The following is a 15,226-nucleotide window of genomic DNA, read 5'->3' as shown; positions in this document are numbered from 1 at the left end:
TAAGTTGCAAGTTTTTAGCTTCAAGCTTGGAGCCAGGAGCCAGGAGCCAGCAGCTGTCTTCGTTCCGTCACATTGCATTGCTACCGTCCTGCGAAATATCTTGCAACATATCGCCAGGGACTCCCGCAATGAGTGACGAGCACGAAGACCGCCCTTCCCCCGATTCCGTTGCACAACCGCCGGTAGATACCAGCCGGCGACGTTTCCTGGGAGGCGCGGCGGTGCTGGGGGTGGGCGCGACCTTGAGTGCCTGCGGCAATACCAGCGAAGCGCCGGGCAAACCGGCGGATCGACCGCTCACGCCACAGGAATTGGACAAGGCATTGCGCGACCAGGTGAAGACCGTGGTGGTGATCTACGCCGAAAACCGCAGTTTCAATAACCTGTTTGCGGATTTCCCCGGCGTGGAGAAACCGCTGTCCGCACTGTCCGCTGCCCAGACCCGGCAGCTCGACCGCGACGGCAGTGTGTTGAACAGCCTGCCGCCGATCTGGGGCGGTGTGTTGCAGGTCGGCCCGCAAAGCGTGGACGGCGTGACCTATCCCAGCGAAGTGCAATTCCAGGAGAACCTGCCCAACGCACCCTTCGCCCTCAAGGGCCCGAATGGCGCGGACCTGCCTTTGAGCCTGGTCACCCGCGACCTGTGGCACGTGTTCTACCAAAACCAGATGCAGATCAACGGCGGCAAGAACGACGGTTTTGTCGCCTGGGCCGACTCAGGCGGCCTGGTGATGGGCCATTACGCCCAGAGCCGTTATGCCCTGCGTCTGTGGGACGTGGCCAAGGAGTTCGTGCTCTGCGATAACTTCTTCCAGGGCGCGTTTGGTGGCTCGTTCCTCAACCATCAATACCTGATCAGCGCCACCGCGCCGTTTTATCCGAACGCTGCCCAATCGGTGGCCAAGGCACAGATCGCCACGTTGCAGAGCGATGACCCTGCCGACCCGCGCCTCAAACCGCTGGATGCATCCCCGGCCAGCGCCATGACCGGCCCGCCGCAGTTCGGCCCCAGCGCCCTGACCCCGGACGGCTACGGCGTAAACACCCTGGCCCCGCCGTATTGGCCAACCTGGATCCGCGACCCGCAGAACCCGGACTACTCCAAGCCCGACCTGCCCAATGTGCTGGTGCCGCAAACCCACGAGCACATTGGTGACAAGCTGTCGAAGAAGAACGTCTACTGGGCCTGGTACGCCGGCGCGTGGCAGGCGACCCTGGATCAGTTCAAGGACTCGGGCGGTATCCCGAAAATCCCGAACTTCCAGTATCACCACCAGCCCTTCAACTACTTCAAGCAACAGGGGCCGGAAAATCGCGCCGAACGCGACAAGCGCCTGCGCGACGGCGGCCTGGGCGATGAGTCCAGCACCAATAAATTCTTTGCCGATGCCGAGGCGGGCAAGCTGCCTGCCGTGACCTTCTACAAGCCCCAGGGCAACCTCAACATGCACGCCGGTTATGCCGACGTGGCCTCGGGCGACCGTCATATCGCCCGTGCCTTGAAGGTGCTGCAGGAAAGCCCGCAATGGAAAAACATGGTGGTGGTGGTAACTGTCGATGAAAACGGCGGCTGGTGGGACCACGTGGCGCCGCCCAAGGGCGACCGCTGGGGCCCCGGCACGCGGGTGCCGGCGCTGGTGGTGTCGCCGTTTGCGCGCAAGGGCATGGTCGACCATACGGTGTACGACACGGCCTCGATCCTGCGGCTGATCACGCGGGTATTCCAACTGGAAACACTGGACGGCCTCAAGCAGCGCGATGACGCAATGAGTGCCCGGGGCCAGAAGCCGATGGGGGATCTGAGCAATGCATTGCGCTTCGACCTCTAAGGCGCTTATCCAATAGCGACACCGGCAGCGATTTAGCACGCGATTTTCCTGGCCAGCCGCTACTGTGTGCAGGTGGGCTTTTCACCCGCGCAGACGGGCTTTCGCTGACAAGGAATCGACTATGTTTAAACAGACCAGGCTGTCCTGCACCCTGATCGCACTGCTGGCCAGTGCGGTCGTACAGGCCGACATCAACGTACCGCTGGGGAACACCCAGCGCGTCACGCAATTATTCGCCTTCCCCAATAACTGCAACGTGATCTGCTTCAAGCCGTGGACGCTGGAACAGACTGCCGAGCACTACCTCAACCAGAGCCTGCAACGTGACGGCTACAGTCGCGCCAAGGTAAGTGTCAAAACCGACGGCGACCAACTGACCGCCACATTCAGCGGGGTACCGGATACCTACGGCCAGCCTCTCACCCAATTGCTCAACACCGCCGATCTGGCCTATCAGGGCGCCAGCAAGCTGAACAGCGACGGTAAATGGGCCTACAACTGGTACCTGTTCCTGCCGCTGGGCATGGCCCTGGAAAACCGCAAAAGCGTCGAGCTGTTGCACTTTCCGCCGGATTATTCGTTGACCCACTTCCAGGACTACCTGGAATCGGCCACCACCGACCGCTGGGCCGCCCTGCTCACCGACAACGGCGTGCCGGCCAGCGAAACCCCGGCCTACCAGACCATCATCGATATCGCCCCGATTGCCGCACCGTCCAATGCGGGCAAGGACCTTGAAAACGTCTACGGCTATTTCACCGACTACCAGACACGCATGGTCAGTGAACTGAGCCTGCGGCCCGACGGTGCGCTGCCCATGGTGGCCTTCGGCGCGCCGGTGCGCAGCTGGATCAAGCAGCAATACGGGCAGACCGTTGACGTAATGGGCCTGGCGCAGATCAGCCCGGTGGCCGGCAAAAGCGTATCGGTACTGGGCGCCAACCACCCCAGTTACATCTGGTACGCGGCGGACCCGGCAAGCTATGGCGGTAACGAGCAGAAAGCCGACGAGGCCGGCCTGAAGGTGATGGGGCAGGATTTGAGCGCGGCCTGCTGGCAAGCCGGCATGGGCCGCAAGCCGGCCAGTGACCCCAATGTGTTGCTCCAGGCGTGCAACACCACTTGGCAAGTGACGCGCAAGGAACAGACCTGCGAATTGTTCTACACCTCGGTACGCTCGCTGACCCCGGAACAGGCAAATGCCAAATGCGCCACTGCACCGATCAAGGCGCAGTTGAAACAGCTGAAGAACCCCGCGCCAGCGACTCTCCTGCCTGCGCCCAGCCTGTAGAGAGCACACAGGGCTGGCTGATATCTACTGTCAAATTTGACAGTAGATATCAGCCAGCCCATCGGCGAACCTTGAGCCGGGCCCATTCGCTGCAAGACTGGCAGTCAGACATCACCTGCAGGTCGATGCAGCCCATTCAAGGAACGTGATGAAAACTCGTGCCATGGATAAGGCGATTCGCGCGAATTCTGACGACGACTGTCTGTATCCCTTTACGACGACGTTGGCGGAGTATGGCTACCCCTCCAACCGGCAATTTGAAATGGTTTACGACAAAGCCGGCGAAATCATGGGTGTCAAATCCCGCGTCGCGTTCGACAGCCGCACCCTCATCGCTCGCGTATTCGGCTATGCCTTGGGCGAATGCCGCCAGCACACGTTTCAGATCTCGGGGCGTATCTGGCTATATGACCCGTGGTTGTGCGGTCAACTGCAGCATGCCTGCCACCCCAATACGTATTTCGACACGTCCTACCTGGAGCTTTGGTCAGTGATGCCCATCGCAGCCGGTACCTGGCTGACCATCGATCACGCCACCACCGGCGACACCCTGCCCCGACAGTTTGCCTGCACCTGCGGAGCACCGGACTGCCGGGGCTGGATCAAAGGCTCGCAGGAACAACTCAGCGCAGAAGGCCGGCTGTTCCTGGAGCAGCGCGAGCGCGCCGAGCGACCTTAGGCGTCACCCAGCGGGCGCAGGCGATATTGCGGCGGCAGTTGCTCGAAGCCGCTGATGGTGGTGTTCAGGCTTTTCCAGCGACCATCCTTGATGCCGTAGATGCAGCCGTGGATCGACAGGCTCTGCCCACGGTGCCAGGCGTTTTGCACAATGCTGGTGTGGCCGACGTTGGCCACCTGCTGAATCACGTTCAGCTCGCACAGGCGGTCGACCTGTTCTTCTTCGGTGGGCAGCTGCGCCAGCACTTCGCGGTTTTCGTAGTAGAGATCACGAATGGTGCGCAGCCAGCCATCGATCAGGCCGAACTGGCGGTCCTGCATCGACGCACGCACGCCGCCGCAGCCGTAGTGCCCGGTGACAAGGATGTGTTTGACCTTGAGCACATCGACCGCGTACTGGATCACCGACAGGCAATTGAGGTCGGTGTGCAGCACCACGTTGGCCACGTTGCGGTGCACGAACAGATCGCCTGGCAGCATGCCGACGATCTCGTTGGCCGGTACGCGCGCATCGGAACAGCCGATCCACAGGTATTCCGGGGTTTGCTGGCGGGCGAGCTTGGCGAAGAATTCGGGATCTTCCTGTTTGATCGCATCCGCCCAGCGTTCGTTGTTATCAAGCAGGTCTTGTAGTTCGTTCATCAGGGAAAGCCTCGGGAATGATGCGCAGCTGTGTGACTGACAACCCCTCGTTCGGGTCACGCCTGGCGCAAATTAGCTTGAATCTTTGGGGTGCAGAGCCTGTCCACACACTATAAGCCCCACAGTATGAGGATTGGCCATGACTGAATCACGACGTCCCTACGGCGCTACGCAGCCCGAACCGATTGACGATAACGAAGACCGCATGGGTTCGATGCGCGAGCTGGACTTTGACCAGGAAGACCAGACCGCGGAAATCGGCGATGAAATCCCGCGCGGCGAGCGCGAACACCTGATGCCCGATGAGCGGGTGCGCGCAGCTGGGATGACCGGGGCTTCGACGGATGACCATGAGTCGACTGACGATGATATGAGCCCGGAAACCCTGATCCATGAGGACGGGGCGCGGGATGCGCGAGAGGCCGGGGAGGACAACCCAGCCGACTTCGACCTCAGCATTGTGGATGAAGATGAGATCGGAGGCGGCAATGGCCTGGACGAAGCGGAGCTGGCGGATATCGATCCGGTCGACGGCAACCGCTGATACGACACTGTTAGCCATGTGGGAGGGGGCTTGCCCGCGATAGCAGGGTGTCAGTTACTTGATAAGTCGCTGATACACCGCCATCGGGAGCAAGCCCCCTCCCACACTGATCCATGTGTTCAGTCGACGAGCGTGCAGGCCATAACGACTGCGTCTTCGCGGCCGCCGACAGCCGGGTAGTAATCGCGCCGACGCCCAATCTCATTGAAGCCATAACGCTCATACAACCGGAACGCCCCGGTATTGCTGTCGCGCACCTCCAGGAAACACTCTCGCGCACTGGCGGCATACGCGCGGGACATCAAGTGTTCCAGCAATGCCAAGCCCAGGCCACGCCCCTGGTTCTCCGGTTTGACGGTGATATTGAGCAAATGGGCTTCATCCAGAATGATCTGCACCACACCGTGCCCCACCTGCTGCTCACCCTCGAACATCAGCCAGATCTGGTACTTGCCCAGCCCATCGAGAAAGATGCCGCGCGTCCAGGGATGGCTGAACGCCGCGTATTCGATTTTCAGCACGGCGTCGAGGTCGGCCTCGGTCATCGGGCGGAAGGATAAAGCCTCACTCATCGGTTGTTTTCCAGCGCGCCATCAGCCGGCGCATGGCTTGCCAGACATCAGCCTTACGCTGTGGCTCTTCCATTAATAATTCCAGGCCCGGCAGGGCCCACACCGAGCCCAGGCCTTCGACCTGCAGTTCGCGGTACCAGGCTTCGGCGTTGGCCTCGCCGGCAAAGCGCACGGCGGGCAGGCCGATCAGCCACAGGCACACGCAGGGTTCGTCTTCCAGGCGTGCCGAGACAAAACCTTGCACAAAATCCCGCGCGGCGTCCGGGCCCTGATCCATGGTGCCGCGCACCAGCAACGGCCAGCGCACCGGGTCGCCGACGATCTGCGGGCTGTCGGGCAGGCCGGCGGCGCGCAGCATATCCTTGAGCAGCATGTAGGCCGGGTCGCGGGTCTGGAAGCGCTCGCCGGTGGGCAGTTCCACCAGCAGCAGGCAACGCCCGGCTCGCAGCAGTTGCAGGGCAAAACGCGGCGGCGGCACCACTGGCGCCTTGGCCACCGACGTCGTGTCTTCGGCCACTATCGGTTTGGTCACTGGCGAGGGGCGCGGCACTTCGATTTTGGCCCGTTCGACCACCGGCCGCACCTCGGGCACAGGCTTGACCACCGCAACCGGCGCAGCGGCCTCCTCGCCCGAGGCGTCGAACGCCTCATAGGGCTCAGGCGCCTGCAACAACGCGGGCCGCGACGGTGCGGCAAACGGCAGTTCGGTGCGGGGCAGCCAGTTGACCACCTGCATGGCGGTCAAGTAAGCGCGACGTCGGGACTCGATAAGCACAGCTCGGCCACTTGTGGATAAGTAAAGAGCGGGGATTCTACCGCTGTTCGGCAACAATCGCCCACTGCGCGCTGACCGGCTGTGGATAAATCCCACTCCCGATGCAGTACAATCGCGACCTTTAATCGCCAACCAGCCGGCCTTTCCCATGATCGAACCCAAGCGCGTCCTGCGCGCCCTCGCCGAACACTGGGCCTTGCTTGAGCCACTGTGCGAACACTTCGACCAAGGCACCCTGAGCCTGGGCGAGCTGCGCGCGCAATTGGCCGCCCAACAACTGGACAGCACGCCCCAGGACATCACCAGCCTGCTGGATGTGTGGATTCGCCTGGACATCCTGGTGCCTGTGGCCAAGAGCCCGAACCGTTTCGAGCTCAACGCACAGATCCACGACTTCCTCGCCTATTTGCGCAAAGAGCACCGGCTTGGCCTGTGCCTGGAAATCGAAGCCTACCTGCGCCACCTCGAGCGTCTGGCCGGCTATATCCAGGACGCCTTTGACATCCGTGACGGCCACGACCTGGCCCGGCAATTGCGCCTGCTGGACATGCGCGTGCGCGACGTGCTGAAAAAACTCGCCAACGACGAACAAGCCCTGGCGGCCGTGGCCGACCGCGCCAAGACCAGCGACCGGCAGATCCCGTTGCGCCAGCGTTACGCCGAGGTCTTGGCGACCTGGGATGAATACGTCGAACCGATGATCCAGTTGGTGAACGCCGACGGCGCCTTCGAGCAAGGCGTGCGCAAGGTCGAGAATGTGCTGCTGCGCATGCTCACCGAGCAACAGCGCCTCGGCCACTTGGTGGACGACGACATGCTGCTGCGTACCCACGCGCGCATCCTCGAAATGCAGACCAGCGCCCAGTTGACCCTGCGTCACGCCCGCGAACTGCTGTTGCCGTTGCGTGAGGAGGCACGCCGCCACAACGCAGTGACCCGTGGCGCGGCGCTGGCCCTGTCGGCGATCCGCCGCAAAGGTCTGGACGCGGTGCCGCAGGCAGCGATGCCGCTGTTCACCCGGCCGCAAAGCACCTTTCTGGGCAGTGCCAGCCAGGTCGAGGCCTACGTGTATGCCCTGGCGAATTTCGAGCCGAAACCGGCGCGTTTCCCCAAGGCGCACACATCCCACAAGGGTCAGGCGCAACGCGCGCCGCGCACGGTCAAGGAAATGCTCGAACGCTGCGAAGACGCACTGCCGATGCCCGACCTGATGACCTGGCTGCTGGAGCAGGAACCGGACGGCGCCACCGACGAATTGTTGTACTGGTTCTCCCGCCTCTCGCGCGAAAAACGCTTCAAGCGCGAACGCCTGGAACGCCGCGATTACCACACACACGAGCACCAGCTCAGCCTGCGCTCATTCGCCCTGCTCCCGGCCGGCACAGACGCCGCCGAGCAACCTGCGAGTACACCTTATGCATCTTGATCTATCCGAACTGTCCCAACTGGCGCCGATCTTTCGTGAGCTGTTCAAGGGTTACCACGTCAGCCGCCGCGACCCGGAGCTGTACGCGCAACTGTCGAACTTCCAGGACCAGTACCGCACGCTGTTCAAGGCCCTGGGCTTTGAGCTGGTGTGCGACACCCGTGGTTTTTATTACTTCGTGCCCGACTCCGCCATCGCAAGTGCACAGGTGAACAAGACCGCCCAGCGTCTGGCGCTGTTCACCTTCATCATCGTCGAACACCTGGCCGACCAGGGCCGCGACCCGATCGCCGTGCTCGACGGCGGCAGCCTGGGCCGTGATGAACTGCCGTCGCTGCTGGATAAATACCGCGACCTGTTTATCCAGGCCGAAGTGCAGACTCAGGAAGAACTTGAAGAAAAAATAATGCGCCGCATGACCCAGCTGGGTTTTGCCAGCGAAGACAACGGCATCTATCGCTTCCTGCCGCCGATGCACCGTTTCCTCGACGTGTGCCTGTCGGTGCAGCAGGACCGCGACCTTGCCGCCAGCGTGCACAGCGTGTTGCCATTGCCGGCGCCGGTGATCATCGACGAAGACAGCGATGAAAAACTGCTGAAGACCGATGACCCGCTGGACTTGAGCGACTTCGAGGAAGAAAGCGACGAAGACGCCCTGGCGCGTGCCATTGCCGAAGAACAGGAGACCGATGCATGAGCAAGCAACGCTACGGCATCCGCCGCTTCGCCCTATTGAACACCGCCGGTTACAGCCTGGGCCTGTTCCCGCTGGAAGAGCCGCTGTCGGTATACGGCGCGAACAACCTGGGCAAATCCGCCTCGATCAACGCCCTGCAGTTTCCGATTCTGGCGCGCATGTCGGACATGAGTTTCGGCAAGTACACCCTCGAGCAATCGCGGCGCTTCTACTTCGCCACTGACACCAGCTACATCCTCGTGGAAGTCTCGCTGCCCCACGGCCCCCATGTGATTGGCGTGGTCGGGCGCGGCCCGGGTGGCGGTTTCGGTCACCAGTTCTTCGCCTATGCCGGCAAGCTGGACCTGGCGCACTACCAGAAGAACGACACCTGCCTGCGGCAGAAAGAGCTGTTCACCAACCTTGAGAAAGAGGGCCTCAAGGCCTACGAACTCAAGCCGGATGAACTGCGGCGTTTGCTGGTGGGCGGTCACACATCGATCCCGCTGGACCTGACGCTGATCCCGCTGCGCTCCACCAGTGAGCAGAGCCTGAAGACTTTCCGCGCGCTGTTTATCAACCTGCTGCACATGCGCGAAATCACCGCGGCCAAACTCAAGCAACTGTTCCTTGATGCCTTCGAACACAGCCTGCGTTCCGGCAGCGTGGATTACATCGCGGCGTGTGAAGAGGCCTTCCGCGACGTACGACGCATGGAGCAGGACTACAACTCGCTGGTGGCTGCCGGGCCATTGGTCGAAGCGCTGGCCAATGGCGTGCGGCAACGCGATGTGTTGCGCGGCAAGTTGCACCGCCTCTCACCGCTATTGGACTCGCTGCTGGGCACCTGGTCGGACTACGCCAGTGCGCGCAAGGAAGAGCTGAGCATCCAGGCCGAGCACTACCGCAATGAACAGGATGCGCTGCAACATGACCAGCGCGGCGGCACCCAGGAGCTGATGCGCCTGGAGCGGGAGATCAGCGGCATCCAGCGCTGGCTGGGCGAGCTGTCGGTGCTCAAGCATCGCTTTGCGCTGGTGGATGACGTGAAGATGCTGGAGCAGCAGTTGCTCGCGGCCAAGGATGCTCACGATGAATTGGCGGGTGCGCTGGCGCAGTCGCGGCAGTTCAGCGCCGAGGATCTGGACGAGCGTCTGCGCGACCTGGAAAAACGCCTGAAGTCGGTCAAGCAGCAGCTTGATCACGCGGACAACAACAGCTACGCCAAGCTGCGCGAAGAATTCTCACAGCAGGACGTCGAGCGTCTGATGCGGCTGTTCAACAGTTCGCTGTTCAGCCTGCCATTGGGTGAACAGGGCATCACGCTGGATGAAGACGGCCAGTGGGTCAAATCCCTGGAGCGGATCCTCGATGGCTTCAAGGGCGAGCGCTTTGAGGTGCCGGGGCTGTCCATCGACATCTCGCACATCGAACCACCCGCGTTGCAAGCCTTAGCGGATCGCGCGGCACTGCGTGATCAAAAAGATCGTCTGGAAAAAGAACTCAAGCAACTCAAGACTCAGCAGGCTGTGGCCTCCGATCGCGCAGCCAGCAAGACCCAGACCGAGGCGCTGTACCAGCAGGTGCTGGATGCGCAAAAAGCCCTGGAAGATTTCCGTCGCGCGCAGACTCTGAGCGCCGAAGAAGGCGAGAAGCTCGAACAGCTGGCGCAGATGGAGGCGGCGCAGGATGAGTTGAAGCGTTCCAGCGATGCGTTCACCGAGCGTGTCCAGCAATTGTCGGCCAAGCTGCAACTGGTCGGCCGCCAGATTGGCGATATGGAAGCCAAACAGCGCACCCTGGATGACGCCTTGCGCCGTCGCCAGCTGTTGCCGGCGGACTTGCCGTTCGGCACGCCGTTCATGGACCCGGTCGACGATTCCATGGACAACCTGCTGCCGCTGCTCAATGACTATCAGGACAGCTGGCAGGGCTTGCTGCGTGCCGATGGCCAGATTGAAGCGTTGTACGCTCAGGTGCGGCTCAAGGGCGTGGCCAAGTTCGACAGCGAGGATGACGTGGAGCGTCGTCTGCAACTGCTGATCAACGCCTATGCGCACCGCACCGATGAGGCGCTGACGCTGGGCAAGGCGCGGCGGGCGGCAGTCACCGATATCGCGCGGACCTTGCGCAATATCCGCAGCGACTACGACAGCCTGGAACACCAACTGGCGCTGTTCAATCGCGAGATCAACAAGCGACAGGTCTCCAACCTGCAAAGCTTCCGCATCGTGCTGGCACCGAACAAGGAAGCGCTCAAGCATATCGACCAGATCATCCATAGCGCCGGTCAGTATGAGGAAGGCGAGACGCTGTCGGTGTTCGACCTCAGTCAGAGCGCCGAGCAGGACAACAAGAACGAAGAGGCCAAGGAATACCTGGCGCGCCTGGTGGCGGCCAACCATAACCAGTTGGGCCTCAAGGACCTGTTCGAACTCGCGTTCGAGATCACAAAGGTGAACGGCCAGCCGGTGATTCACACCGACATTGATGGCGCCGCGTCCAATGGCACCACCATGACCATCAAGGCGCTGACCAACATGTACCTGTTGCTGCACTTGATGGACCGCGACCAGGCCGGGCGCGTGCGCTTGCCGTACTACCTCGACGAGGCAGCCGATATCGACGAGAAGAACCAGGCGGCGTTGCTGGAGACCAGTTTGCAATTGGGCTTCGTGCCGATCCTGGCGAGTGTGAAGCCGCAGGTGTCCGCCCAGGTGGCCATCGACCTGGAAGGCGGCAGCGGGCCGAACGGGATCTACATTGATGAAGCAGATTGGAAGTACATCCGGCGTCATGATGAGGTGAAGGCGACGGTGATTGCGCAGGCGGAGTTGGATGAAGTCTGACGTGGTGCGTTGAAATGCAAAAAAGGCCGCGATCTATGGATCGCGGCCTTTTTTTGTGGTGCTGCAGAGGGCCTCATCGGGGCAAGCCCCCTCCCACACTTTGAACTGTGAACACCGTCGAATGTGGGAGGGGGCTTGCTCCCGATAGCCGCGCCTCGGTTTATTTGCCCAATGGAATCTTGGGCGCCCAGGTCAGCCACTCATCCTCAAATTTGTCGAACAATGGGAAGGTCTGCTGCGGCCGCGCCGCATTGCCCATCCGCTCGCCATCCGGCGTGGCGAAGGCGATACCACCGGCGACCAACGTCTCCAGGGATTCGGTGCGCACCGTCGCGCCCTTGAACAAGCCGAAGTCCACGCCAAAACCACTGGTGTTCCAGAAGCGGCTGCCGCTGCGAACCAACGGTGCGTACTTGGGCTCGATCAGGATGTGCACCAGCACGCGGTCGGCAGTCTGGCCCAGCTCGTAGCCGGTGACCTTGCCCACGGTGACTTCGCGGTAGGTCACCGGTACGCCTTCCTTCAGTGAGCCACGACGCGCGGCACTGAGCACCAGACTCAAGCCTTGCTCCTGGCGCACGGCCTCGGGCGGCTGGGCCAGGGCGACGAAGTTTTTCTGCGGGCCTGCGTTTTTCGTCGCAGGCTGCACTTCGATGTATTGCCCGGTCACCAGGGTTTCCAGGTTGGCGGTTTTCATCAGGCCCAGTTCCGGCTTGACCACCCAGAACTGGCTGCCGGCACGTGCGATGCGGTCGGCCACCTGGGTGATGCGTGCGCCGAGCAGCACCGATTGCATGTCCGCACTCAGATTGACACTTTCGATCTTGCCCACGTCCAGCCCTTTGAAACGCACCGCCGTGCCGGGGCGCAGGCCATCGGCGCGATCAACCTTGATAGTCACCAGAGTGCCGTGCTGATTGGCGGCTTCGCGATCGGGGTACAGACGGAAGCGCGGAATGTGTTTTTTCAGCGGCACATTCGGCTCAGGCGTTTCGAACGCGATACCGCCGGCCATCAGACTCGCCAGGGATTCACTCTTTACCTGGATGCCGCCAGTGAGGCCACCGGTCAGGGTGACGCCGCTGGCATTCCAGAAACGCGTCGAGCCGTTGACCAGGTTCTCGTATTCTTTCTCGATATGTACGCCAATCACCAGTTGCTTGTTCTTGCGCGAGAACTGGTAGCTCTGCACCGAACCGACCTTGACCTGCTTGTAGAGAATCGGGCTGCCGACATCCAGGGAGCCGAGGTTGTCGGTAAACAACACCATGTGCAAACCAGGGGAACGCAGATCCAGCGGAGGCGCCTTCGCGCGGGCGACATACTCGCGCTGCGGCGCAGTACCTTTGTCGCCTGGGCGGATGGCGATGTAGTTACCTTTGACCAGGGCTTCCAGGCCGGTGATCCCCGCGAGGGAGATGGATGGCTTGACCACCCAGAATTGAGTGTCCTGGACCAGATAGTCTTCGGCCAATGGGTCGAGGGTCAGTTCGGCGCTGGCACTGGACAGGTCCGGGTCGATCTTCAGGGTTTTCAGGCTGCCGACCTGGATGCCTTTGTACATCACCGGCGTGCGGCCGGCCTGCAGGCCTTCGAAGTCGCTGAGCTTGACCTTGACTCGGATGCCGGCGGCGGCGGCGTCGAAATCTTCGTACAGACGGAATGGCAGGCTGGGATCGGTGGGCGGGCTGTCCTTGCGATTCTCGGGGGTGGCAAAGGCAATACCACCGGCGACGATGCTGGACAGCGACTCGCTGCGCACCTTCACGCCAGACAGGTTGGCGTCGATGCTGATGCCGCTGGCGTTCCAGAAGCGCGTATGTTTACGCACCAGGTGGGCGTAGGTCGGTTCGATATAGAGCTTGATCTCGACGGTGCTCTGGTCTTCGGACAACAGGTAGCTTTTAACCTGGCCGACCTGGATCTGCTTGTAGAACACCGGGCTGCCACGGTTGAGCGAGCCGAGGCGATCTGCCTTGACGGTGATGTGCAAGCCGGGCTTGGCGTCGGACAGCGGCGGCTCTTCGGAGAGCGCCTTGAATTTGCGGGTGGGCTCGCCGTCGCCAGGGCTGGCGGCGATGTAGTTACCCGACACAAGGGTTTCCAGGCCAGTGATGCCGGCCAGCGTTACGCTGGGCTTGACCAGCCAGAAGCGGGTATTGGTCTTAAGGTATTGCTCAACGTCCTTGCCCATCTCGATGGTGGCAATTACCCCCCGATTGTTGCCCTCGTCGTCGAGCGCCAAGGCTTTGACCTTGCCCACGGGCATGCCTTTGTACACAACCTCGGTCTTGTTGACCTGGATGCCTTCACCGCTTTCAAAGCGCACCTGGATCTCGATGCCCTGCTGGGAATAGGCGCGCCATCCGAGCCAGCCGCCGATGATCAGCGCAATCAGGGGCAACACCCAAATGGCTGACCAGTTGGAGGCTGGGCGGGTTTTAGCTTTAGGCAAATCACTCATGGTCGTCGTCCGACTCCGTGTTATCCCAAATCAGTCGGGGATCGAAAGTTACTGCAGCGAGCATCGTCAAGATCACCACACTGGCGAATGCCGCAGCGCCGAGATTGGCCTCAACGCTGGCGAGCCGCCCAAAGTTTACGACCGCCACCAGGATGGCGATCACGAAGATATCCAGCATGGACCAGCGGCCAATGAATTCGATAAAGCGGTACATGACAATGCGTTGTTGTGCGGACAGCGGTTGGTGACGCTGCACCGAGAACAGTAGCAGACCAATGCCCACCAACTTGAACGTCGGCACCAGAATACTGGCGATGAACACCACGGCAGCAATAGGAAACATCCCATGCTGCACCAGCTGGATCACACCGGCCATGATGGTACTGGGCTCGCCCTGGCCGAGTGAGTTGACGGTCATAATGGGCAACAGGTTGGCGGGGATATAGAGGATCGCCGCAGTGATCAGCAGTGCCCATGTGCGGGTTAGGCTGTCGGGCCGACGCGGATGAATCAACGCACCACAGCGGGTGCACGTTTGTTCATCGGTATCCGGCTCTTGCGTATTCAGCTCGTGACATTCGGTACACACCAGAATGCCTGCATCAATCGCCCGCATGATCATCCTCTCCTGACAACGCCTGCCAGATCTGGTGGGGCGACATCACCACCTCAAGCAGAACCTGAACCACTAATAGACTGATGAAACAAACGAGACCCACACCCACCGTGATGGAAGCCATGTCGGCGAGCTTGACGATCGCGACCAGCACGCCCATCAGATAGACCTCCAACATCCCCCAATCTTTCATGTGATGGTAGATGCGGTATAGCAGCAGCCCGTAATTACGGCCGATCTTCCAGCGAATGCTGAGCAGCACGGCCAATTGGCAGAGCAGCTTGAGCAACGGAATACCCATGCTGCACAGGAACACCACAATTGCGACGCCTTGCATGCCCGTATCGAACAGGCCGACGACGCCGGTCCACACTGTGTCCTCTGACGTCTGCCCGAGTAGATTGAGCTGCATGATGGGCAGAAAGTTCGCGGGGATGTACAGCAATAGCGCAGCAATCACCAAAGCGAGGCTGCGCTCAATGACATTGTGGCGGTGAGCGTACAGCTCATAACCGCAACGTGGGCATTCTGCCTTTTCGCCTCGTGCGAGCACAGGCTTACGCATCAGTAAGTCGCATTCATGGCATGCCACCAGATCGTCCAGTGGTAAGTCAGCCACCTGTGGGGCATCAACCGGCTCGGGCATGGATAGGGCTCTTACTCTAAAAAAGGTTAGGCGCCTATTCTAGTGGTCTGGTTCAGAAATAACTGTGCAATTTTATAGGCGAAGGCTTACTTGACTTTCCAACCGCCCAAAACAAAACCCCATCTGCTTTCGCAAATGGGGTTTCGGAATTTAATCTTGACGATGACCTACTCTCACATGGGGAAACCCCACACTACCATCGGCGATGCATCGTTTCA

Annotated in this window: 13 protein-coding genes; 7 read left to right on the top strand and 6 right to left on the bottom strand. The window is 61.1% G+C overall.

The features are described 5' to 3' along the window. Positions 1-128: 128 nt before the first annotated feature. From acpA to LUB09_RS22635, 3 genes are all read left to right on the top strand, one after another. Positions 129-1,829 (top strand): acid phosphatase, encoded by a 1,701-nt coding sequence (acpA, locus tag LUB09_RS22645; protein WP_231423753.1) that lies wholly within the window; start codon positions 129-131, stop codon positions 1,827-1,829. Between the two features lie 121 nt (positions 1,830-1,950). Next, entirely contained in the window at positions 1,951-3,120 is a 1,170-nt protein-coding gene (locus LUB09_RS22640) for a hypothetical protein (protein WP_209988217.1), read from the top strand. A 148-nt stretch (positions 3,121-3,268) separates the two neighbouring features. Continuing rightward, complete coding sequence (locus LUB09_RS22635; RefSeq protein ID WP_209988214.1) at positions 3,269-3,799, top strand: SET domain-containing protein-lysine N-methyltransferase; 531 nt, start codon at positions 3,269-3,271, stop codon at positions 3,797-3,799. On the opposite strand, the gene can is transcribed toward LUB09_RS22635, so the two are convergent. Further along, entirely contained in the window at positions 3,796-4,440 is a 645-nt protein-coding gene (can, locus tag LUB09_RS22630) for a carbonate dehydratase (protein ID WP_003232867.1), read from the bottom strand. The two genes, LUB09_RS22635 and can, sit on opposite strands and share 4 nt — an antisense overlap. Positions 4,441-4,579: 139 nt before the next feature. On the opposite strand from can, the gene LUB09_RS22625 reads away from it, so the two are divergent. Beyond that, a complete protein-coding gene (locus tag LUB09_RS22625; protein ID WP_209988211.1) occupies positions 4,580-4,984 on the top strand; it encodes a serine kinase/phosphatase in 405 nt (134 codons plus the stop codon). A 119-nt stretch (positions 4,985-5,103) separates the two neighbouring features. Here the strand turns inward: LUB09_RS22625 and rimI are convergent, their stop codons facing one another. Both rimI and LUB09_RS22615 read right to left on the bottom strand, forming a co-directional pair. Then, a complete protein-coding gene (gene rimI, locus LUB09_RS22620) occupies positions 5,104-5,556 on the bottom strand; it encodes a ribosomal protein S18-alanine N-acetyltransferase (RefSeq protein ID WP_005784514.1) in 453 nt (150 codons plus the stop codon). Next, on the bottom strand, positions 5,549-6,292 hold the full coding sequence (locus LUB09_RS22615) for an energy transducer TonB (RefSeq protein ID WP_231423767.1): 744 nt from the start codon (positions 6,290-6,292) through the stop codon (positions 5,549-5,551). Before LUB09_RS22615 ends, rimI begins: the two co-directional genes overlap by 8 nt. A 187-nt stretch (positions 6,293-6,479) precedes the next feature. Between LUB09_RS22615 and mksB the strand changes: the two genes are divergently transcribed. Genes mksB through mksF form a run of 3 tightly spaced genes read left to right on the top strand, consistent with a single transcriptional unit; the run spans position 6,480 to position 11,282 of the window. Then, positions 6,480-7,757, top strand: coding sequence for an Mks condensin complex protein MksB (gene mksB / locus LUB09_RS22610; protein ID WP_231423752.1), 1,278 nt, complete (start codon positions 6,480-6,482; stop codon positions 7,755-7,757). Next, the gene (gene mksE, locus LUB09_RS22605) at positions 7,747-8,454 is read left to right on the top strand and encodes an Mks condensin complex protein MksE (RefSeq protein ID WP_231423751.1); all 708 of its coding nucleotides are present in this window, start codon (positions 7,747-7,749) and stop codon (positions 8,452-8,454) included. The genes mksB and mksE overlap by 11 nt, the downstream gene beginning before the upstream one ends. Beyond that, positions 8,451-11,282 (top strand): Mks condensin complex protein MksF, encoded by a 2,832-nt coding sequence (gene mksF, locus LUB09_RS22600; protein WP_231423750.1) that lies wholly within the window; start codon positions 8,451-8,453, stop codon positions 11,280-11,282. The genes mksE and mksF overlap by 4 nt, the downstream gene beginning before the upstream one ends. 160 nt (positions 11,283-11,442) lie before the next feature. Here mksF and LUB09_RS22595 read toward each other — a convergent pair whose 3' ends face one another. Genes LUB09_RS22595 through LUB09_RS22585 form a run of 3 tightly spaced genes read right to left on the bottom strand, consistent with a single transcriptional unit; the run spans position 11,443 to position 15,008 of the window. Next, entirely contained in the window at positions 11,443-13,746 is a 2,304-nt protein-coding gene (locus tag LUB09_RS22595) for a PqiB family protein (RefSeq protein WP_209988202.1), read from the bottom strand. Further along, on the bottom strand, positions 13,739-14,362 hold the full coding sequence (locus LUB09_RS22590; protein WP_231423749.1) for a paraquat-inducible protein A: 624 nt from the start codon (positions 14,360-14,362) through the stop codon (positions 13,739-13,741). Before LUB09_RS22590 ends, LUB09_RS22595 begins: the two co-directional genes overlap by 8 nt. Beyond that, a complete protein-coding gene (locus tag LUB09_RS22585) occupies positions 14,349-15,008 on the bottom strand; it encodes a paraquat-inducible protein A (protein WP_209988196.1) in 660 nt (219 codons plus the stop codon). Before LUB09_RS22585 ends, LUB09_RS22590 begins: the two co-directional genes overlap by 14 nt. Between the last annotated feature and the right edge of the window lie 218 nt (positions 15,009-15,226).

It is taken from the genome of Pseudomonas sp. Leaf59 (genome assembly GCF_920984685.1).
Classification (GTDB): Bacteria; Pseudomonadota; Gammaproteobacteria; order Pseudomonadales; family Pseudomonadaceae; genus Aquipseudomonas.
The sequence above is the reverse complement of the archived record's forward strand: the minus strand, read 5'-3'. Positions and strand labels throughout refer to the sequence as shown.

Excerpts from the sequence above, each read along its gene's own strand:
- acpA (WP_231423753.1), top strand. The coding sequence starts at position 129 with ATGAGTGACGAGCACGAAGACCGCCCTTCCCCCGATTCCGTTGCACAA.
- LUB09_RS22625 (WP_209988211.1), top strand. The coding sequence starts at position 4,580 with ATGACTGAATCACGACGTCCCTACGGCGCTACGCAGCCCGAACCGATT.
- can (WP_003232867.1), bottom strand. The coding sequence starts at position 4,440 with ATGAACGAACTACAAGACCTGCTTGATAACAACGAACGCTGGGCGGAT.
- rimI (WP_005784514.1), bottom strand. The coding sequence starts at position 5,556 with ATGAGTGAGGCTTTATCCTTCCGCCCGATGACCGAGGCCGACCTCGAC.
- mksF (WP_231423750.1), top strand. The coding sequence starts at position 8,451 with ATGAGCAAGCAACGCTACGGCATCCGCCGCTTCGCCCTATTGAACACC.
- LUB09_RS22640 (WP_209988217.1), top strand. The coding sequence starts at position 1,951 with ATGTTTAAACAGACCAGGCTGTCCTGCACCCTGATCGCACTGCTGGCC.
- LUB09_RS22595 (WP_209988202.1), bottom strand. The coding sequence starts at position 13,746 with ATGAGTGATTTGCCTAAAGCTAAAACCCGCCCAGCCTCCAACTGGTCA.
- LUB09_RS22585 (WP_209988196.1), bottom strand. The coding sequence starts at position 15,008 with ATGCCCGAGCCGGTTGATGCCCCACAGGTGGCTGACTTACCACTGGAC.
- LUB09_RS22635 (WP_209988214.1), top strand. The coding sequence starts at position 3,269 with ATGAAAACTCGTGCCATGGATAAGGCGATTCGCGCGAATTCTGACGAC.
- mksE (WP_231423751.1), top strand. The coding sequence starts at position 7,747 with ATGCATCTTGATCTATCCGAACTGTCCCAACTGGCGCCGATCTTTCGT.
- mksB (WP_231423752.1), top strand. The coding sequence starts at position 6,480 with ATGATCGAACCCAAGCGCGTCCTGCGCGCCCTCGCCGAACACTGGGCC.
- LUB09_RS22590 (WP_231423749.1), bottom strand. The coding sequence starts at position 14,362 with ATGCGGGCGATTGATGCAGGCATTCTGGTGTGTACCGAATGTCACGAG.
- LUB09_RS22615 (WP_231423767.1), bottom strand. The coding sequence starts at position 6,292 with ATGCAGGTGGTCAACTGGCTGCCCCGCACCGAACTGCCGTTTGCCGCA.